Raw genomic sequence first — 21,686 nt, 5'->3', positions numbered from 1 at the left:
CGGGATGCGGGTTTCGGGATGCTAATAATTAACTAAGCACAAATACGATGAGTTATAGAAATTTAGATATTTATAAAATGGCTTTTGAATTATTTCCTCAAGTTCACAAAGCTTCTTTTCTACTGCCAAAATACGAGTTATATGAATTGGGAAGTCAGCTAAGAAGGTCTTCCGATTCTGTTATTACGAATATTGTTGAAGGTTATGGTCGCTCTGTTTATAAAAACGAATATTACAGATTTCTTGTATTCAGTCATGCTAGTAACGACGAAACAATAAATCATTTAGAAAAAATTATCATTTTATATCCTGAGTTTTCTACACAATTTGAAGTTTTAAAGCAACGATATGATTTGCTTGGAGGAAAAATAAATAATTATAAAAAATGGGTTAAAGAATATTGGAATGAAAGTAAATCTTGAAATTATTAATCGCTTTAAAAACCTCGCATCTGCGAATCACGAAACCCGTATCTCCTATGAAACGAAATAAAAAACGAGAATTTCAATCTTCTGAACTGGTAAAGTCTTTTGCCAGAATTCATGGTTTTGAAGATAAACTGATTGCCTTTGAGATTAAAGATTTCCTGGAAGATTATCTTGATGAAACTCTTTTTCAGGAAATTGTAAGTGTTAATTTAGAGCATCATATAATCATTATAAAAATAAATTCACCTTTGCTGAAAAACGATTTTAAAATGCGAAAAAGCTTTTACCTAAAAAAGTTTCAGGATAAATTTGGGGACGAAAAATTTATCGACGTTCAGATTTTGTAGGTATAGAATTTTGTACCAGCTTATTTGATTTCAAATCAAAACTAGATTGTAGGGGAAGGAAAAATTTCAACGGATTTCTTAGGAAATATCTAAAAATTGCACGATAGATTTCTCTTACTTCACCAAAATTCATTTTTCTTGAACGGAATGCCAAAAACATCGACAAGCTGAAACTCACCAGGAAGTTGAAAAAACCGATTACAAAAACGGTAATCAATGAAATCCAGAATACTGATGATTCTACCGAAAAATCTTTTCCGTACAATCCAATTGCGAAGTTTCCAGCAGCAAAAGTAATGTGACGAATATCAAGGTCTAGACCGAAAAACAGACCAATCGGTGCCGTTGCTCCAAGAAAAACACCGAACCAGAAATTCGAAACAATTCCGGCCCAGTTTTTAGCATAATATTTTGAAAGGCTTTTTGCAAAACGAGCTCCAAACATTCTTTTTATCGGAAGATTTTTAGCAATACGATCCGGAATTTGGTAAAACACAGAGTTATTCCCAATGTTCCCTGAAATAATCCCTGAAATAAAAAGATAAAAACCAGCAATACATGCATGTAAAATAGCTTTCGATTCAAAAGGATTAAGGTCTTTTAACAATCTGTCTGATTTTTCTACCGCTAAATTTTGTGAGAAGAAAACATCTAATCCGTAAATAATCAGCAACGCAATCGGAAAAGAAAGAAGTACATTTCCCACAAAAGCAATAAACTGACTTCGGAATAATTTTGATACCAAATCGGCAAATTCGAAATAATTGGTTTTTGTACTTTCCTGTTCAGATAAAACTTTAGTCATTGTAGCAGCGGTCATTGCAGGCTGTTTTGTCGCTAAAGTAAACCCCATCAGATAAATCATCACAAATCCCATTGCATAATTTAATGAGTATAAAAATGCATGGAAAAAGTCACTTCCAGGCATAAAACCGTACAGCATTTTTAAAATACATAATGCACCCACGATAATTCCGCCACCGCTTGCTTTGTAGAACATTTTCATGTACTGTTTGCGGCTTGAAGTGATATAATGACTTCCGGTTTCTGCAGTATGATTCGTAATTAAATGCGAAATCAAACGCGTACTATCGTTGATAAGATCTGAAATATTATTCTTGTGAGACTTGTAGCTCAGAATATTAAACATCAACTGTTTAGACTTGATGATAACATCTTCAGGCTGATCAATAATCAATAAATTGACAATTTCTGAGATTCTCTGCGTCTGTTGACGAATCTTAAGGAGAGACTGATTAATCTTCCCTGAAATACCGTATTTTGAAGAGTTTTTAAAAGCAATATTCACGAAATCCTGACATTGCTCTGCATAAATTTTAATCTGCTTATAACGGCTGTCTTTTGAATGAAGCTGAATTTCAGGATTGATTTTAAAGTCTTCTGCTAAAGCTTCTAACTCGTTCTGTAATGCTAAAAAAGGATTGTCGAAATTCCTGTATTCGGGAGCCATTCTTACCACATCAACTTCAAGGGCCATCCCGGTAACGCGCCACGAAAGGATATTCATAGAAAATATCAGTTCACTTTTTACATTTGGCCTTTCAATAAAACCTGAAATACCTAAAATATTCAGAAACTCATCAATTTCATTTTCAGGAATATTGTGAAGACATTCTAAATCTTTTTTAGGTCTGAAACTAACGTTATCAATAAGATACCAAACCGTATTTTCATTTTCTACGGGTGGTAAAATTTTATTTAATATTCTTTTTTTGAGTTCGGGAAAGAAAGCATTTTCTGAAAGAATATTGGCTTCCGTTAAAGAAAGATTGAAAGGTCTTTCCGCAAAAACAGTATAAATATAATGTCTGAAATGATTTGCTGAAGCTGGATTAGACTTTAAAAAATCAAGAACATTTTTAAAATCTGTCCTTTTTATTGCCTCTAAAAACTCAGCCAAAGGCTCCAGCGAAGAAGTCTCATTCTTAAAAGAAAAATACTTTTTAAGAACAGATTCAAAATTTTTTGTACTCGAACTCAGCAGTCTCATTGGTGCAAAGATACTATTTCAAACTCACATTCTTCATTTGTCTCATAATCCAGTTGTGTTTCTTCTTCAAATAAGGAGATGGATTTTTGGGATCGTATTTTTTTGGATTCGGCAAAACTGCGGCAATCCAGGCAGCTTCTGAAGTATTAAGATCTTTAGAAGACTTGCCAAAATAGTACTGTGAGGCAGCTTCAATACCGAAAACACCCTGTCCCATTTCAATAGAATTCAGGTATCTTTCTAGGATAATGTCTTTCGTCCAAACTTTTTCGATAATAAACGTATACATAGCTTCAAGCCCTTTTCTCACCCAACTTCTTCCCTGCCAAAGAAAAATATTTTTAGCTGTTTGCTGCGAAATTGTGCTTCCACCTCTCAGTTTTTTACCCTTTTCATTATTTTTCATCGCTTTTTCAATGGCTGTATAATCGAAACCATTGTGATTAAAAAATTTCTGATCTTCTGAAGCAATGACCGCTTTTTTTACATTGGCTCCCATTTCATCATAAGAAATATAGTCACGGTGCAATTTACCGTACTCAAAAAGACCTCCGATTTGTGTAATGGTAATGGGTGGGTTAAAAAACCTTCCCCAAATAATGAAAACTACATTCAAAATCAGAACAATAAAAATAAATTGTTTTATTTTTTTCCACATAAGCTAAAAACTTGGTACAAAAATATGAAAATACTGCGAGTTAAGGAGTTGATAGTTTTTAGTTGCTTATTGATGATTTGAATTTCAGCGCTTTAAAAACTAAAAATATAAAATTTAAATATTTACAACAACTTACTGCAATTCATTCATGTAAGTCAGTTGATAATCTGGTAAAAGTTCGGGATGGAATATTTTGATATAATCTTTTAAAACAAGGTCTGAACGTACGACTCCACTTTCAAAAAAATCGTTGGCTTTCTGTTTTTCCTTACCTGAAATTCCGTAGATTTTTCCTTTGTTAAAAACTTCCAGCTTCCCATAAAAAGGATTGATATTCAGCATCTCTTTCTTCGACAAATGATTTCCCGCATTTACCCAATACTGAATATTCTTCGATTTAGAAAAAACTTCTTCAAAACTCATGGTAATTGCTTTTTCTTCAGTATTATCTTTTAAGATATAGTGAGCATTTGCATCAGCAATATAATTGGCTGTAAAAGTTTTTCCACCCGGCATATACCAAACATCTCCATACATTTCATTGGCTAACACATTCGGTTTTGAAGTTGATTTTGCAGCTATTTTTTTTAGATCTTCATAATTTTTCTGAATATCGTTAAACCTTTCTTCTGCTTCTTTTTCTTTTCCTAAAAGTTTTCCAAAAAGCTTGATATATGAAGTTTTCACCATCGGGCTTTGCTCCATATATTCATCTAAAAAAACAACCTGAATATTATTGTTTTTCAAAAGCTGATAAGTGTTATCAAAACTTGCAATATAATTAGTGAAAATCGCATCAGGTTTCATCGAAATTATTTTCTCAACATCATATTTTTGTTCGTTTCCGACGTTTTGGATTTTTCCTGATTTTAATAAGTTATCAATTTTTGCTGAGTAAATATATTCCGGGCTTGCAATTCCGATTACTAAATTTTCTGCTTGCAATTCTGAAACAAACCCCATTAAACTGGCATTTAAAAGTATAATTTTACGGAAAGGAACTTTATTTTTTTCAAAACTATAATTAAAATTACCTGATTTTAGGTCTAATTTTGCTCCATCATCCTTAAATTGCAGTCTTGAGGAGACAGTTACCCAATCTGAAGACAATATTTTTGAGTCTCTCTTACAGTTGGTTAGAAATAAAAATGCGATTATTAGTAAAAAATTTGCTTTCATCTTTCAAAGAAACTAAAAAAGTACTATATTTGCAAGCCTTTAAACAATAAGGAAACAACGGCCTCGTGGCGCAACTGAATAGCGCATCTGATTACGGCTCAGAAGGTTACAGGTTTGAATCCTGTCGAGGTCACAAACAGCCAAATGGCGCCAACTAAAGACAGTTGGCGCCATTTTTATATAATTGTAATAGCAGAATTATTTAGATTCAGAATATATATAGCCAATCCAATTAATTTTCTTAGCTTTTTGCTTTAATTAATTCCGCCACCCAAAGCTCTGTAAAGATCAACTTCGGCATTCAGTTTTTCAGCTTTTACATTGATAAATTCCAAATCATTTTGAAGCTTATTGTTTTGAGCGGTGATCACTTCAAGATACGTTGCCATTCCGTTTTTGTAGAGTTTCATAGCATCATTGATTCCCTTTTCTAAAATGATTGTTCTTTGTTCTAACAGACTCAATCTTTCACTACTTCCCTGAGATTTTGTCATCGCATCAGAAACTTCGCCGACTGCAGTCATTAAAGTTTGCTTAAAATTGATGACCGCTTTTTCCTGTTCAATAATTGCCGTTTCATAACCCGTTTTTAGTTGTCTTTTTTTCAAAAGAGGCATTGCTAAATTGGCTGCCACAGTTTTTGTAATTGAACCGGGAAGATCAAACCAAGTATTCAATTTATTTGAATTAACTCCAATCTGTGGAGACAGACTGATGCTCGGATACATCGTTGCTTTTGCCAATCCTGTTTTTGCATTCAGGCTTACCACATTCAATTCTGCTGCTTTCAAATCTGGCCTTCTGCTTAATAATTGAGCCGGAATTCCGGAAGACATTTTATGACCAATGATTAAAGCTTCAAAGTTTTCAGTTCTTTCTACCGCACTTGGATACTCTCCACAAAGAATATTCAATGCATTTTCCTGAACAGAAATATTTTGTTGAGCTAAAGGAACCAAAAGCTCAGCCGTTTTCTTCTGAGCTTCAGACTGCTGTATCGCCAAAGAATTGATTTGTCCGGCGGTATACTGCAGCTTCATCATCGTCAATGTTTTATCACTCAATTTAATATTTTTCTGGGCAATTTTCAGCTGTTCATCTAAACTAACGAGATTGTAATACGCTTTTGCTACTTCAACAATAATCCTGCTTTTTAGAGCATCTGTATTTTGTTTCTGAGCAAAATAATCAGCGGCAGCAGACTGTTTCTGCATTTTTGCTTTACCCCAAATATCAACTTCCCAAGATAATTGCAGATTGGCATTAAAATCATCTAAATATTTTGCTCCCGTAAATTGTTCATTCAACGAGCCATTTAAACTATTTTTAGAAGCCCAGCTTCGGTTCGCTCCTGCATTAAAATCAAGAGTTGGCATCAACGTATTTTTTGCTTGTTTGTACGCTAAATCAAGCTGTTCAATATTTTTTAAGGCAACATTGATTTCATTATTTTTATCTAAAGCTTTTTCAATTAAACCAATCAATTTTGGGTCATTAAAAAATGTTTTCCAAGGCAAAACTATCGTATCGCCTGTGACCTGAACCTGCTGTTTATAATTTTCAGGAATATTAAAATCTGATCGTTGATACTCTTTTTGGATAGAGCAGGACACCAAAACTGATGTCATTACTCCTCCAATAAGAATTTGTTTTATATTAAATATTTTCATTTGAAATTTGATTTTGTGGTAAGACAGAAGTTTTTTTTGAAGAAATTTTTTCATCTAAATATTGAAAAAACATATACAAAATAGGAATCACAAAAATTCCCAGAACAACCCCGCTCAACATTCCCATTGCCGCGCTTACACTGATTGATTTATTCCCTGAAGCCATTCCTCCAGTTGAAAGCATTAAGGGAATCATCCCAGCAATAAATGCCAATGAAGTCATAATAATCGGTCGTAATCTTGCTTTTGCACCTTCCAAGGCTGATTCTACAATTGATAATCCCGACTTTCTTCTCTGAACGGCAAATTCAACAATTAGAATCGCATTTTTAGCCAATAATCCAATCAACATAATTAATCCGACCTGTACATAAATATTGTTATCAAATCCAATGGCTTTAATTCCTAAGAAAGCACCGACAACTCCGGTAGGAATGGAAATCATTACTGCCAAAGGAAGAATATAACTTTCATATTGACCAGCCAAAAGAAGATAAACGAACAACAAACACAATCCAAAAATGGCAATCGTTTGATTTCCCGAAGACTTTTCTTCTAAACTCAATCCTGTCCATTCATAACTATAATCTGAAGGCAATTTATCTAACGTTTTTTCAAGCTTTCCTAATAATTCTCCGTTACTGATTCCTGGTTTTGGCGTCACCGAAATACTTAATGAATTGTAAAGATTATATCTTTGAACGGATTCCGGACCATAAACTTTTTTAAGCGTAATTAAAGTACTTGCAGGAACCATTTCGCCCTTATTATTCTTAACGAAAATATCGTTAAAGGCAGATTCATCCATTCTGAAAACGCCGTCTGCTTTGATATTAACTCTATAAAACTTTCCAAATCTTGAGAAATTCTGTGACTGATCTCCTGAAAAATAAGTCTGAACCGTGCCCAATAATCCCGAAATACTTACACCCAACTGTTTCGCTTTATCTTCATTCACTTCCAATTCAAATTGCGGATAATCTGCTCTGAACATGGTGTAAGCAACGGCAACTTCCGGCAATTGCATCAGCTGACCGATAACCTCATCAGCTTTCGCTTTCAAAACCTGCGGATCTCTTCCTACACGATCTTGCAAAACAACTTCTGCATCATTTGTGACACCATACCCTTCAACTGGAGGCATTCTGAATGTCATAATACTCCCTTCTTTAATAACGGATAATTTTTCGTTCACAAGATTCATGATTTCATCAATATCCTGGATTTCGCCGCGCTCTTTTTTAGGTTTAAGCTTTACAAATCCCATTGCATAAGCGGGACCAGCACTATTATTCAAAAGATTAAAACCTGTAATAGACGTATTAGTTTCAACTGCTTTTATACTTTTAAAAATGGTATTGACTTTATTGGTGACTTCTGTTGTCTTGTCTAAACCAGTTCCGGGAGGCATACTCAAAGAATACATCATCAAACCGTCATCTTCCATCGGTACAAAGCTTCGAGGCGTACTTGTCATCAACCAGGCTGATAAACCGATAACTCCTACCACTAAACCTCCTGCAACCCATTTTTTTTTGACTAAAAATCTTAATCCTCCAATATAACGGCTCGTCATATTGTTAAATCCTGCATTAAAAGCAGTCGAAAACCTTTTTGTAAACCCTTTTTGAGCTTCGTGTTGATCCCCGGAATGGTTATTTTTAAGAAAAACTGCACATAAAGCTGGCGTTAAAGTCAATGCGTTAACCGCTGAAATGATAATCGCAATCGCCAAAGTATAAGCAAACTGTTTGTAAAATAATCCTGCTGAACCGGACATAAATCCGATGGGAATAAAAACCGCCGACATTACCAATGTGATAGATATTACCGCTCCTGTAATTTCGTGCATTGCTTTGTGAGTAGCTTCTTTTCCTGAAAGATCAGTTCCTTCCATATTGCTGTGAACTGCTTCTACGACGACAATGGCATCGTCGACGACAATTCCGATGGCTAAAACCAATGCAAAAAGCGTCAGAACATTAATTGTAAATCCGAAAACCAAAAGAAAGAAGAAAGTACCAATAATAGCAACAGGAACCGCAATTGCTGGAATAATCGTCGATCTGAAATCCTGAAGGAAGATTAAAACGACAATAAAAACCAAAACAAACGCCTCTATCAAAGTCGATTTTACTTGACCGGTTGCTTCATCTAATTTTTCTTTAGTGCTCATTACTTTCGTAAATTTTACACCCGGCGGAAATGATTTTGAAAGCTGGGTAATAGTTTTATCGATTCCTATTTCAATTTCATTGGCATTGGAACCTGTGGTTTGCATAATGGCAATAGTTACTGCATTTTGTCCATTAGAAAGATTGTCTCCGCTGTAAGAAATTGACCCAAATTCTACTCTTGCAACATCTTTTAACCTAATCAACTGCGTTCCGTCATTTTTTACAATGATGTTTTCGTACTGTTCGGGTTTGTTCTTTTTTCCTTTGTATCGGATAACATATTCCAAAGCAGCATTAGACTCTTCACCCAGTTTTCCCGGAGCAGATTCTAAACTGTGGTCGGCAATTGCATTGGAAACATCAGCTGGTTCAAGACCATAAGAAGACATTTTCTGAGGATTTAGCCAGACTCTCATCGAATAATCTTTAAGACCAAAAACCTGAGCCTGACCAACCCCTTTTACTCTTTTTACCTGTGGAATTAAATTGATATTAGCATAATTCTGAAGAAATGTCTCATCATATTTTGTATTGTCATCAGTATAAATATTGAAAATCATTACCATACTGTTTTGTTGCTTCGAGGTCGTTAAACCCATTCTCACAACTTCCTGTGGAAGAATTGGCGTTGCCTGTTGTACTCTGTTCTGCACATTTACCGCAGCTTGGTCAGCATTAACGCCTTGTTTAAAGATGATGGAAATTGAAAACGAACCGTCATTACTCGCATTCGATTTAATATAAACCATATCTTCAACCCCATTAATCTGTTCTTCAAGCGGTGTCACCACTGAACGGATTACCGTTTCGCTGTTTCCTCCGGGATAAGACCCTGAAACTGTAATCGTAGGCGGAGAAATATCAGGAAAACGGGTTACCGCCAACTGATTGAGCCCGATAACTCCCAATATCACGATGATAAGAGAGATTACGGTCGCCAAAACAGGACGGTCTATTATTTTTTTTAACATTTTTAAATTTCTTTAAATGATTAATTACTGTGCAGAAACAATTTTCGGAACCACATCTGCTCCGTCTGTAAGCGCATCAATTCTGTTGATGGCAATCTTATCGCCTGCTTTTATCCCTGATGAAACGAAATAATCCTGTGTTGTTCCTTCTGAAACTTCGACTGGAATCATCTGTACTTTTTTACCATTGAGTTTATAGACAAAAAACTTATCTTGGATATCTTTTACGGCAGTTTTTGGAACTTTTAAAACGGCATCAACATTTTTGTAAATCATCACTCTTGCGGTTCCTCCGGCTCTCAGAAGCTTGTCAGGATTTTGAAATACAGCTTTCATCTGAATGCTCCCCGTATTTCTGTCGAAATTTCCACTTGCATTTTCTAATTTCCCTTTGTAATTGTAAATAGAGCCATCTGCAAGAAGAAGCTCTATGTTTCCTGTGTGATTTTCTGAAGCCGACATTTTACTGTAGGTGATAAAATCTGCCTCGTTCAATGAAAAATACACATTAACCAAATTGATATTTGAAAGCGTGGTTAAAGGAGAAGAATCTGAGGGCGAAATTAAATTTCCGATTCTGTTGGGAATTCTTCCGATATAACCACTGACAGGAGCTTTAATGTAGGTGAAACTGGCATTGATTTTAGACGAGCCTAAAGCTGATTTTGCCTGTGCAACCTGAGCTGAAGCCGACTGATAGTTTGCCTGCGCTGTTTTAAGCTGAATGTCTGAAACTACATTTCCTTCTACCAAAGGTTTTAATTTATCAACTTCCAATTTTGCCGTTGCTTGGCTTGCCAAAGCGACTTTTAAAGCGGCATCACTGTTGTTAACCTGCTCATTGTAAACAGAAGGATTAATTTTAAACAAAGCCTGTCCTTTATTCACATATTGACCTTCTTTCACATAAACCGCATCGAGATAACCTGTAACCTGTGCCTTAATATCCACATTGTCTTGTCCTTCGATATTTCCAGGGTAACCTGTGGAAACATCGGCATTTCCTGATTTTAGTTGGATAAAATCTGTCGGGGTTGCGGTTGCCTGCATTTGATTTTCCTGAGCATTCCCCGAATTGCAGGAATACATCATCACAGCCATAGAAATTGACAATGCTAAATACCCTATTTTATATTTCATAATACTTGTTTTTCACTTCTAAACGTCTGCAAAATAACTCTATAAAACAGCAGATTTAATCAACAATTAAAGCGAAACGGAATTATTTATGGGTGAAACGTAGTATAGCGAAAATGAAAAATATAGCCTCGAAAATATATTTCTAAACGGTCTTTTGCCAAAATAGAATCCTCGATACAGTTAAAAGTCACAAAAAAAATTATGTCTGAAAATTATTTGGGATGAGGCGCCCCTTTTTTGGTTTGCCCTTTCCCAAGTTGGGAAAGCTTCCCGCTGTTTAGGTTTAGACTGTCCCAAATTGGGAAGAACTGAAACCATTTGAGTTTATCCTTTCCCAAAATGAGAAACCTTTCTACTGATTGGGTTGGCGGAAATCATCAGTTTTAAGAGTTTGCAATCAATCTCAATTCTTAAAACATTACGTATTCCTATACATAAAAAAAACAGAACGCCTCTGTAAAATTTCACAGAGGCGTTCATCTTTAAACGAAGTATAAATTGCTTTTCAGCAATATTTTAATGCGAAGCTGATTTCGAGAAAACATTAATCACAATAACGCCAATCACGATTAATGCAATTCCTAAAATTGCAGGAAGGTCTAAAGTCTGTTTGTACACAAAATATCCAATTAAGGCAATTAAAACAATTCCTACTGCAGACCAAATTGCATACGCAATTCCTATCGGAATGACTTTGATGGCGTGTGTAAGAAGATAAAATGACGCAGACATAAAGACCACGAAAATTATCGTTTGCAAAGGTTTTGTAAATCCTTCTGAGGCTTTTAAAAATGAGGTCGCCACCGATTCGCAAAGTATGGCAAATGCTAAGAATATATAATTTTTCATATCAATAAATTTTAATAATCCATCCAGGTTTTTAGTGCAGAAGCTTTTTCACGACTTACAATAACGTCGATTTCCGGATGTTTTTTGAGTTCGAGTTTTAGTTTTCCATTAAAATGATTTAAAACCTGCAACACAGAATCGATGTGAATAATAAACTGCCGGTTGGCTCTGAAAAACTCTTTCGGGTCGAGCTGCTTTTCAAGCTCTTCCAAAGTTTGTGGAACAGTTTCTATCGCTCCTGTTTTAAGCATTGTTTTACTGACTCCGTGTTCGGTATAAAAATAAAGAATATCTTCAGTCAAAACAGTTTTGTACCCGTCACGATGTGCCAAAAGAAAGCGTTTTCTGTAATCTTTAGGCTGAATGTAATTAAGTAAACCTTCAATCGCAGTTCCGAGAAATGGAGCAGTTTCCATAGAGCTTTCGTATCTTTTTAAAGCATCTTCAAGCTCTTCTTCCTCAATCGGTTTCAGTAAATAATCTACACTGTTATATTTAAAAGCTTTTACTGCATATTCATCATAAGCTGTGGTAAAAATGACAGGGCTTTTTATTTCAAATCTGTTAAATATTTCAAAACTCAATCCATCTGAAAGACGAATATCCATCATAATAATATCGGGTGCATTATTATTTTCAAGCCATTTTACAGCCGAAGAAATAGAATCTTCTACGGAAAGAATCTCAACTGAAGGACGCAGTTTCAGCAATAATCTTTTGAGCCTGTCTGCATTCGGTTTTTCATCTTCAATGATTAATATTTTATTTGTCTTCATATAACGGAATTTTAGCAATGAAATCCTTATCGCTTTTAATAATAATGGGCTTTTTGTCGCCTAAAAATTCAAACCGACTGATGATGTTTTTTATGCCCACATCTGCTGATTCAACTTTGCTGATTAATGGAGACAGTGAATTTAAAACCACTAAATAGTCATCCTTAGTTGTATAAATTTTTATTTTGAGCGGATTAGATTTGGAAGTTTGATTATGTTTTAAAGCATTTTCAACCAAAAACTGAAGCGCCAAAGGTGGAAGTAAAAACTTCCTCAATTTTTCATTAACAGAAATATCAAACTGTACCCCTTCGCCGATTCTTTTTTGAGTCAAATAAATATAAGAATTTAAAAATTTTAGTTCTTCATCGAGTGTAATCGTATCTTTTTTTGAGTTAACGAGAAGATAGCGGTACACTTTCGCAAAGCTCTCAGAATACTCGTAGCCTAATTGCTGGTCTTCGAGAATTAGTTCAGACAAAACACTGAGATTATTAAAGATAAAATGCGGGTCAATCTGCAGTTTCAACGCATGAAGTTCGGCCGCCATTGCTGCTCTTTTGTGCTCGGAAGATTTCAGTTGATATTGTGCGGATTCCAAAGCGGTTTTTTTCCAATTTTCTAAAAGGAAATTTCCTGTATTGATGGCGCTAATTAATAATGAAACAACAATGTTGGTGGCAATCCACTGACCCATTAATGTAATTTCTTTTCTATAATCACTCGTTGTAGTGTCGGAACACATTTCAAAAATAAAATTGATAAGAATGACAATGCCTATGCTTCCAATAATTTGGAGCAGGGTTTGAATGATTAATCTTCGAATGCTTCTTTCATTCCACGAAATCTTTTTATCAAGATAATAATCAATAAGCAGGCTTACTTCTGAAATAATTACAGAGAAAAATAAAATCCATAAAACATCTTCCAGAATATAATACCAAGATTTCCCTATGAGTTCTTTGTAAGAAAAGGGGTCTACTAAATAAATAAAAATGTAGGAAAACACAAATGCCGTTGCCCATATCAACAGTCTTTTTTTGAATCCGTACAAAAGTTTTTGCTTTTTATCATTCATAGAATAGCGCAATGGTTTTTATGAATGTAAAGATAAATATTGAATCAGAGAAATAAAGTAGTTTTAAAGTGAAACGGTAAAACATACTTGTGAAACGTTATCTTCATAAAATGAATTAAAATTTTAAGCAAAAAAAAATCCCGCATTAACGGGATTTTAAGTTTAAATATTTCAACTTATTTTATCTCTACAGGCACTGAGATTTTATCCCAATCCATTGTGAATCCGTTTTTGTTTACTTTATAAACTAAAGTTTCCTGTTTTGCTTGTAAAGGTTTTGTTTTAACATCCACACGCAAAGCATCTTTAGCTTCTTCATACTTATAAGCACCCCATTGCTTTGGCTCCTTGTTAAAAACTGCAGTCCAGGTTCCGCTTTCTTTAGGGATTAAGAAAAAACTGTATTTACCTTTAGCTAATTTTTTACCCTGAACAGTAATGTCTTTGTCGGTTTCGAAAGTAGTTGCATCATTAGCACCCGCACGCCAAACTTTATCAAAAGGAACTAAGTCACCCCAAATTTTACGGTCTTTAACAGAAGGACTGTTATAAGCTATGGTAATGGTTGCATCTTTAATTTTTCCTGTTGCAGTAGCCGCAGGACTTGCAGGTTTTTTAGCTTCCTGTGCAAACGCATTGACTGAAATTGTCATTGCAGCAAAAAGTACGGTAGCAGATTTAATCATTGATTTCATAATATTTTTGTTTGTTTATCTAGTTTTTGTTTATTGGTTTACGAATTTACAGCTTTCGGCTTATAAAACAATAGACCTATTGACGAAAATATAATAACTGCCGCTGCCCCGATAACGTTAAGCCAAAGAAATGAAACGATATCGAAATTATATATGGCAATCACCACGATTTCTGATACAATTGCAGCAACAAATACATTTGGTCCGGTGATTTTTTTATAGTAAAATGCGACAAGGAAAATCCCCAATATCGGACCGTAAAAAAGCGAGCCTAAAACGTTTACCGCTTCAATAAGCGAACCCATCTGCGTGGCAAACATCGCAACACCGATAGAGAAAATACCCCAAGCCAACGTGTGCAAACGACTGTATTTTAATTCGGTTGCATCATCAGGAATATCTTTTTTAAATATTAAATGAACATCTTTTAATGAGCAAGCCGCAAGGGAATTCAGCGCTGCCGAAATAGAACCCCAACTGGCAAGAAAAATGACGGCAAACAGTAAACCTATCATTCCAACAGGTAACGTGTTTTTCACGAAATACAGGAAAATATAATTGGTATCCGTTTTTTCTGCATTGTAGTTTGAACTATTGATTGCCTCTTCTACCCTTCCGTGAAGTGCTTTTACTTCGGTTTGTGTGTTTTTAAAATCCTGAATTGTTTTGTTCAATTTAGGAGATTGAGTTTCTTTTAATTTAAGGATTTCCTTTGATTCTGCATTAAACTTTGTTTGCAGATTTTGATGTTCTTTTTCAAAAATTGCAGCCTGTTCAGGTTGTTTTTCTTTTAATGATTGATAAGAGCGTTCGTTAAAATAAATCGGAGCCGGTTTTAGAGAAAAGAATGCGAAAAGCAAAGCACCAATCAAAAGAATCGCAAACTGCATCGGAATTTTAACCAATCCGTTTAGCAGCAAACCCATTTTAGCATTGGTATTGTCTTTTGCAGTAATATATCTCCCGACCTGACTCTGGTCAGTTCCAAAGTAAGAAAGGGCAAGAAAAAAGCCACCAATCAGTCCGCTCCAGATATTATATTTATCTTTCCAATCGAAGTCTGTAGTGATTACATTCAACTTTCCAGATTTCCCTGCCAGATACAGCGCATCTTTAAAACCTATTCCATTCGGCATATTTTGAATAAGCAGATAGCCTGCAAAAGCCATTGTTCCCAGAATAATAAGGAACTGTAGTTTTTGAGTGTGAGCAATCGCTTTTGCACCACCAACATAAGTATAAATCAACAAAATACCACCCGTCAAAACATTGGTTAAATAAATATTCCAGTTTAAAACGCTTGCCAAGATGATACTTGGAGCATAAATGCTGATTCCAGTAGATAAACCTCTGGAAAAGAGGAAAAGCAGAGAAGTAAGTACTCTTGTTTTTTTATCAAAACGATTTTCTAAATATTCATAGGCTGTGTAAACATTTAATCGCTGAAAAATTGGGATGAAAGTAATACAAATCACAATCATCGCCAATGGTAAACCAAAGTAATACTGAACGAAACGCATCCCGTCTGTATACGCCTGCCCCGGTGCTGAAAGAAATGTAATGGCACTTGCCTGAGTAGCCATAATACCTATCAACACAATGTACCAAGGCATTTTATTATCTGCCTTTAGGTATGATTCGTTGCTTTTTTGTCCACGACCGATAAATACGCCGTAAACAACCACTGCAACAAGTGTAACAATAAGAACTGTCCAATCTATCGTACTCATGCCCAGAATTTAGTAAACAAATAATAAAATACAATCTGACCTACTAGTGCAAAGGCTAATAGTAGGTACCAGATATTCCAATTTTTAAGTTTCATATTCATCAGTTTTTTTGTGCAGATAAAAAGTTTAAAAATAAACGTGCCGCCCCCACATTTCCGGCAGGCAATTGTCTGAAAAATGCCAACGGGGTATAAATAAAATTACCTTTCCCGTATTTGGCATATAAAGTTGAACCCTGAAGAGGTTCTTCACCGGTGTCGTGCATTTCAAAAAGCGGTTCGTACGCTGAATCCCATTGAGCAGGGAAATAAGCGCCACGTTCCTGTACCCATCCATTAAAATCATTCGCCGTAATTTTATTCGGAAAGTTTAGTAATTTATGATTTGGATTTAAAAGTTTAACCTCAGCATTTTCCTCAGTAACACGTTTATTGGCAATCGTAAAATTGTACATTCCTAATTGGTCAACCGTTGTATCCTGATTCGTGTTATACTGCATCACCAAATTACCGCCAGCTTTTACATAAGACCATAAAAAAGGCATCCAGCGACCCAATTTTTTCTCTGTATTATTGGCACGAACACCAAGAACGATGGCATCATACTGTGACAACTTGTTTTGACTGCCATTTCCAGACTCATTTAAGTTGCCATAGAAATCTTCATCTTTTAATACATCAACCTGAATACCTGTAATTCTTAGGAACTCAGGAATGAAATCGCCCGCACCTTGTACATAACCCACTTTTTTAACCTTAGCCTGAATATCACCTTTCATTACAGCTACCGTTGCAGGCGCAAAATATTGTAAAGAAGGTAAATGCGGATATTGAATTAATATTTGTTTTTTATTATAAGTGACTCCATCTGCAACAAAATTAGCATCCAACTGCAACTGATTTGATTTTATTGAAGTAAGCTTTGCTTTTGGAATCAAATAATCTATGGTCGTATCTTTTCCATTGAGTGATTTTACATCAGCACCTCCTAAATTTTCTCCGTTATAAATCAGATTAATTTTCCCATTACTGAATTGTTTATTGGAATTAACCTTAACATTTAAACTCACAGGTAAATCTTCATTTTCTTTGACTAAATAAAGAGGCTGTGTAAATTTCAGTTCCAAAGCAGGAACAATACGCAAGGCTTCAACCACGTCACCACGCACTGGGTCTAATTTTTTGAAAGATAAAGGAAGGTTAACCTGAAATTTCTCTGAACCTATTTTTAAATCAAGCAAAACATTCAGTGGTGATTCTGCCTCGGGTAACCCGACTAAAGTATCATTCGGAACAGAGAAAGTAGCTGCATTTTTTGCTGGTTTTGCTAACCAATAAGGCTCCGTAAGTGCTGCATCCGCAGGAATCTGAATGTCATGCTGAATGGTAATTAAAGAATCTTTTGATAGTTTTCTGTTGAAACTTTCTGATTGATTTAACCATTTTATATTTTCTAAAACTACAGGATTTACTGCTCTTGAAATAAGATTTAATTTAAAGTTATAGTGGTCTCCGGCAACAGCTTCAGCCTGATTGGTAACCACTTCGCCCATAAATCCGACACAGCTTAAAATGATATGGTCAAGAGATTTAAGTTTGTCCTTTTTCAAATCTAAATCTTTTAGAGGCATCACCTTTTTTCGCAAAGTAAGTAAAGCAGGTAAGCTCTTGTCTGGCTCGTTGAAATTGAATGTAGAAATAATTTTATCTAATGATTGGTCAATATCAGCATTTCCTTGTGAAGTCCAGGTTTTAACAACACCATCAAAAAGTGTTGTTTTGGCAGGCTCACCTGCAACGTGGGAAAAATATTCAGTTCTAATTCCCGCAACAGATTGCGTTCCCGCACCCTGACTTTTATGTAAACTTCTGCTTAATCCTGCCAATTCACCATAGCCCATTCCCAATTGTGCATCATATTGCCCAACGGTCACTTTCAGTTGATTTTCAGCTGTCGTATTGACCCCACCAAATCGGAAAGTATTCCACAATACGCGTTTTGGTTGCCAAACATTAACATATTTTAGTTGATTTGGAAAAGCAGTTTTATCGCCTGCGAGTTTAAAAGCTTTTTCTGCAACCACAGCCGAAGCCGCATGTTGCCCGTGTCCTGCCGCAGCGGTAGGCGGAAAACGACAAATGATAACATCAGGACGGAATGTACGGATGACCCAAACTGCATCAGCTATAATGCTATTTTCGTCCCATTGTTTAAAGGTATCGGTCGTATTTTTAGAGAACCCGAAATCAATCGCCCGGGTAAAAAACTGTTGGGCACCGTCTAGCTTTCTTGCTTCTAAAAGCTCATGCGTTCTTATTAAACCCAATGCAGCCCCTTGTTCTGTACCTAATAAATTTTGACCACCATCACCTCTGGTTAAAGATAAATAACCCGTTTCTACATTTTGGTCGTTGATTAACCAGGAGAGTAATCCCGTATTTTCATCATCGGGATGAGCCGCAAGGTATAAAACCTTAGGCAGGTGTTTAAGCGTTTTGATTTCGCGGTAAATTTCAGATGATTTTGAAGGCCGAACCTGTTGAGCCGAAAAAACCGTATAAAAGCCAAGGATAGATACAGTGATTACTTTTTTGAACATGTGAATTTGCTTTGCGGGCAAATATAAGTAAATCCTCTTTCTTTTAACTTTAAATTAGCAACTCCAAACATTCTATTATTCGTAAAATCTTTGTGTGAAAGTAAAAGATTAACGCAAAGTTCATTAATAATTCCGCTTTATTTTAGGCGGGCAAAGTGATGCGACTTTGTTGCTGATGAAGCGGCATGCTTCGACGAATCAACAAAGTTGATTCTATACTTTGCTCTCTTACAATCTACAGTTTCAATAATGAAACTTTGCACCAGAAAAACACGTCGTCGGTACATTGTCTTTTTTGAAATCAATCAGCTACAAAAAGAATTTAAAAATCAAAATAAGAGAAAATCCTGACGAGAGTTGGGATTTTTTACGGAAAACCAGAATAAAAATAAGGAAGACTTTTGTAAATTTAGAATTAGTAATTCTATATATCATATTTTATAAAAGAACATAATTGTGAAAATAAAATCAAAGGAATTTCTGTGATAAAAAATATTTTTATTTCCTGTATACTAACCAAACTGTATTTATTAAGAAATTCACAATGCAAGTAACTTATTCTATTTTTCTTTTACATATATTTGAAAATTTCATATCTATAAATAATAACCAATGAATATAAGCTTAGAATTAATTTCAGAAGAACAAATATTAAAAATTAAGAATTACAATATTAAGTCAGAAACAGCTGATTTAGATTATAAAGAGGTTTTCTCAATAAAAGATTCAAAGGACAAAATAGAATTCGTAAAAGATATATTAGCATTTGCTAATTCTAAAGGTGGCTATATTATTTATGGAGTAAACAATAATGCAGAATGGATTGGATTAGATGAAAGAAGTGATGATAAAATAGATGAAGCAGATCTTGCTAATATTTTTGATAATTTTATTGATGGAGATATAAATATTCTAACAAATACAGTTGAAATAGAAGGAAATTATTTTTTCGTTATTTATATTAAACCTACTCATTCAAAAGAAATATTATCGTTTAAAAAAGATGGACAATATGTAAAAAAGAGTTGGGGCAATAAACCTGATAAAAATATAACTATTTTTAGAAAAGGAGATGTTTATTGTAGAAGAGGAAGCAGGTCAATAAAAGCTGATAGTCTATTTTATAGACAAAAAAGCAACAATTTCGAAATTATAGAAAATATAACCTCACAACCTATTTTATATAATGAGTTTATCGGACGAAAGGAATACTTAATCGATCTAGACAACAAATTAAATCATTTAAATAATAGAATTATTCAAATAGATGGGATAGGTGGGATAGGAAAAACAACTTTCGTTCATTACTATGTAACAAAGCTTCTTAAACAGCAACGTAGTAAAAGAGATTATGACTTTATAATATGGTCAAGTTCCAAGAGAAATAAATATACTCCAAACGGGATTAAAGACCTAACAGAATATATCGCAAATTATAAAGAATTAATCAGTGAAATCCATCAATTCATTAAATCAAATAAATTAATTGACGAGTCTGAAGAGGATGAAGAATTAGAAACAGAAGAGTATGTGTTAAACTTTTTATCTAATAATAAAGTTCTTTTAGTTATAGACAATCTTGAAACACTTAATGATACTCAATTAGTTTCATTTTTAGAAGATGCACCTCCTTCCTTAAAAATAATATTAACAACTAGAGAAACATTAGGTGATTTTTATTTAACAAGAATTAATCTACATGGATTTGAAGAGATTAGTGAGTTCCCAGATTTCTTAAATTCTCAATTCAAAATTTTTACAGGAAAAGATTCTCCACTATTCATTGAATTATATGGAGATCATTTGTCCGAATTATATTCATACACCAAAGGAATGCCTTTGGCTGGTCAATTGATATGTCATCAATTAGCATATGGAACACCAATAAATCAGGTTTTAAACAATTTAAAAAATGGTAGATCATATGAAAATATTTTAAATTTCTGTTTTAAAGGATCAATAGACAAGTTATCTGATGTTGAAAAAACACTTTTATATATATTCTCCCTACCAGAAAAAGAGGAATTTTTAAGTCTTGATGAATTAGTTTATATAAGCAACTATTCTTCTGACCAAATTGGAATACAAGGAATTCCAAACCTAACCAAAATGTCTCTGTGCTATCAAAATTTAGACAGCAATGGAAATATTGGCTATTCAATTCCATTTCTTGCTAAGCTATATTCAAAACAATATTTAAATTTAGAAAATGAATCTGAAATTTTAGCTAATTATGAAAATTTCATTCAAGAAAAAAGTAAGTTCAATTCAAAAGATGCAGCAATTTTAAATTTGATTCAAAGATCAAAAGCTAAAAGTCTAGTTCAGAAAGTTGCAGCAACTGATGCATTAAAAGCCTTGACACTAGCTAATTATGAATACGACAATGCTATTCTAAATATTAATGACCTAATTGAACAAAATAAAAATTTCGCTTTTTTATACCTAATCAAGGGAAAAATAGAAGAAAATGGAATATTTAATGATTCATATGAGATGGCCAAAAAGGAATTTAAAATGGCTATCAATATAGATGAAGATTTTTTAGAAGCTTATATCGAATTAGGATATCTAGAATTTAAAAGTAGATTCGGCAATCCAAAAAATGCAAAACAAATAGTTGAAAATAGCATTAAGTTTTTCTTAAAAGCATATGAGCTTGATAATACAGATCAAAGGACTTGCCTTGGGCTTGCACAAGCCTACACTTATCAGGCAACAAAAACAAATATGTCGTTATATAAGCCTGAGAGACTAAAACTAGCAAGAAAAGCGAATGAATTCTTTGATAAAAGTTATCATAATGGAGACAATCTAACTACATCTCAAAATCATGCGAATGCAATAGCTGCTTTTAACCATGCAATAAATTATAGAAATAATATTAGAGATGTTACAAAAGCTATAGAAATATGTAATTTAGGACTAAGCTATGAAAAAGAAAATATTAAGCTTCGAAGTTTGAAACAAGAATTAGAAGATAAAATTAAAGGAGAAGCATATAACGATAATCAAAAGGAGTATATTAATGATAAACTTCAAAATAAAGGATGGCATATCAAATCAAATTAACTCAGTACAAATAACCATATTAAAGAAATAAAAGACTGCCAAACAGGCAGTCTTCTTCTCTTTGAGGTGTATTAAATATTTCAATACAGATTAAACTATCCTCAGATAAATGTTGCTTACTTCATAATAGTTTTCATTTTATTGGTTAATATATAAATCTATTTCTCTAGATATCTATTACAAAAGTAACCAGCTATAGCGACAAAACTCGTCGCAATAAAATCAATATTTAGCTATTGTAAAATTTAATTTGTTAACATCTCTCCCCTCTCTCCGAAGTCTCCTGACTTTGGAGCAAGTGTAAAG

The 21,686-nt window shown here is 34.2% G+C and carries 15 protein-coding genes and 1 tRNA gene; 4 read left to right on the top strand and 12 right to left on the bottom strand.

Going from position 1 to position 21,686, the window contains the following annotated elements:
- Positions 1–47 precede the first annotated feature (47 nt).
- Both LO744_RS07900 and LO744_RS07895 read left to right on the top strand, forming a co-directional pair.
- Positions 48–422 (top strand): four helix bundle protein, encoded by a 375-nt coding sequence (locus LO744_RS07900; RefSeq protein ID WP_230668547.1) that lies wholly within the window; start codon positions 48–50, stop codon positions 420–422.
- A gap of 56 nt (positions 423–478) precedes the next feature.
- Complete coding sequence (locus tag LO744_RS07895) at positions 479–775, top strand: hypothetical protein (protein WP_230668546.1); 297 nt, start codon at positions 479–481, stop codon at positions 773–775.
- Here the strand turns inward: LO744_RS07895 and LO744_RS07890 are convergent.
- From LO744_RS07890 to LO744_RS07880, 3 genes are all read right to left on the bottom strand, one after another.
- Positions 753–2,786, bottom strand: a complete 2,034-nt coding sequence (locus LO744_RS07890; RefSeq protein ID WP_230668545.1) for a site-specific recombinase — start codon at positions 2,784–2,786, stop codon at positions 753–755. The two genes, LO744_RS07895 and LO744_RS07890, sit on opposite strands and share 23 nt — an antisense overlap.
- A 13-nt stretch (positions 2,787–2,799) precedes the next feature.
- The gene (gene mtgA / locus LO744_RS07885) at positions 2,800–3,444 is read right to left on the bottom strand and encodes a monofunctional biosynthetic peptidoglycan transglycosylase (protein ID WP_230668544.1); all 645 of its coding nucleotides are present in this window, start codon (positions 3,442–3,444) and stop codon (positions 2,800–2,802) included.
- A 132-nt stretch (positions 3,445–3,576) separates the two neighbouring features.
- On the bottom strand, positions 3,577–4,554 hold the full coding sequence (locus tag LO744_RS07880; protein WP_230668543.1) for an ABC transporter substrate-binding protein: 978 nt from the start codon (positions 4,552–4,554) through the stop codon (positions 3,577–3,579).
- A gap of 128 nt (positions 4,555–4,682) precedes the next feature.
- Here LO744_RS07880 and LO744_RS07875 point away from each other — a divergent pair.
- A tRNA-Arg gene (locus LO744_RS07875) sits at positions 4,683–4,756 on the top strand.
- A 121-nt stretch (positions 4,757–4,877) separates the two neighbouring features.
- On the opposite strand, the gene LO744_RS07870 is transcribed toward LO744_RS07875, so the two are convergent.
- From LO744_RS07870 to LO744_RS07830, 9 genes are all read right to left on the bottom strand, one after another.
- On the bottom strand, positions 4,878–6,293 hold the full coding sequence (locus LO744_RS07870) for an efflux transporter outer membrane subunit (RefSeq protein ID WP_230668542.1): 1,416 nt from the start codon (positions 6,291–6,293) through the stop codon (positions 4,878–4,880).
- A complete protein-coding gene (locus LO744_RS07865; RefSeq protein WP_230668541.1) occupies positions 6,280–9,441 on the bottom strand; it encodes an efflux RND transporter permease subunit in 3,162 nt (1,053 codons plus the stop codon). Before LO744_RS07865 ends, LO744_RS07870 begins: the two co-directional genes overlap by 14 nt.
- Positions 9,442–9,465: 24 nt before the next feature.
- Entirely contained in the window at positions 9,466–10,581 is a 1,116-nt protein-coding gene (locus LO744_RS07860) for an efflux RND transporter periplasmic adaptor subunit (RefSeq protein WP_230668540.1), read from the bottom strand.
- Between the two features lie 516 nt (positions 10,582–11,097).
- Positions 11,098–11,430: a DMT family transporter gene (locus tag LO744_RS07855; RefSeq protein WP_230668539.1), complete on the bottom strand. Its 333-nt coding sequence runs from the start codon at positions 11,428–11,430 to the stop codon at positions 11,098–11,100.
- Positions 11,431–11,441: 11 nt separating this feature from the next.
- Positions 11,442–12,206, bottom strand: coding sequence for a LytR/AlgR family response regulator transcription factor (locus tag LO744_RS07850; protein ID WP_230668538.1), 765 nt, complete (start codon positions 12,204–12,206; stop codon positions 11,442–11,444).
- Entirely contained in the window at positions 12,193–13,284 is a 1,092-nt protein-coding gene (locus LO744_RS07845) for a sensor histidine kinase (protein WP_230668537.1), read from the bottom strand. The genes LO744_RS07850 and LO744_RS07845 overlap by 14 nt, the downstream gene beginning before the upstream one ends.
- 176 nt (positions 13,285–13,460) lie before the next feature.
- The gene (locus tag LO744_RS07840) at positions 13,461–13,979 is read right to left on the bottom strand and encodes a DUF2911 domain-containing protein (RefSeq protein WP_230668536.1); all 519 of its coding nucleotides are present in this window, start codon (positions 13,977–13,979) and stop codon (positions 13,461–13,463) included.
- A 38-nt stretch (positions 13,980–14,017) separates the two neighbouring features.
- The gene (locus LO744_RS07835) at positions 14,018–15,709 is read right to left on the bottom strand and encodes a sodium:solute symporter (RefSeq protein WP_230668535.1); all 1,692 of its coding nucleotides are present in this window, start codon (positions 15,707–15,709) and stop codon (positions 14,018–14,020) included.
- 100 nt (positions 15,710–15,809) lie between these two features.
- A complete protein-coding gene (locus LO744_RS07830; protein ID WP_230668534.1) occupies positions 15,810–18,308 on the bottom strand; it encodes a PIG-L family deacetylase in 2,499 nt (832 codons plus the stop codon).
- A gap of 612 nt (positions 18,309–18,920) precedes the next feature.
- On the opposite strand from LO744_RS07830, the gene LO744_RS07825 reads away from it, so the two are divergent.
- Entirely contained in the window at positions 18,921–21,380 is a 2,460-nt protein-coding gene (locus LO744_RS07825) for an RNA-binding domain-containing protein (protein ID WP_230668533.1), read from the top strand.
- Positions 21,381–21,686 lie beyond the last annotated feature (306 nt).

Source organism: Chryseobacterium turcicum, assembly GCF_021010565.1.
Taxonomy (GTDB): domain Bacteria; phylum Bacteroidota; class Bacteroidia; order Flavobacteriales; family Weeksellaceae; genus Chryseobacterium; species Chryseobacterium turcicum.
This window is presented reverse-complemented; position numbering and strand designations above follow the sequence as displayed.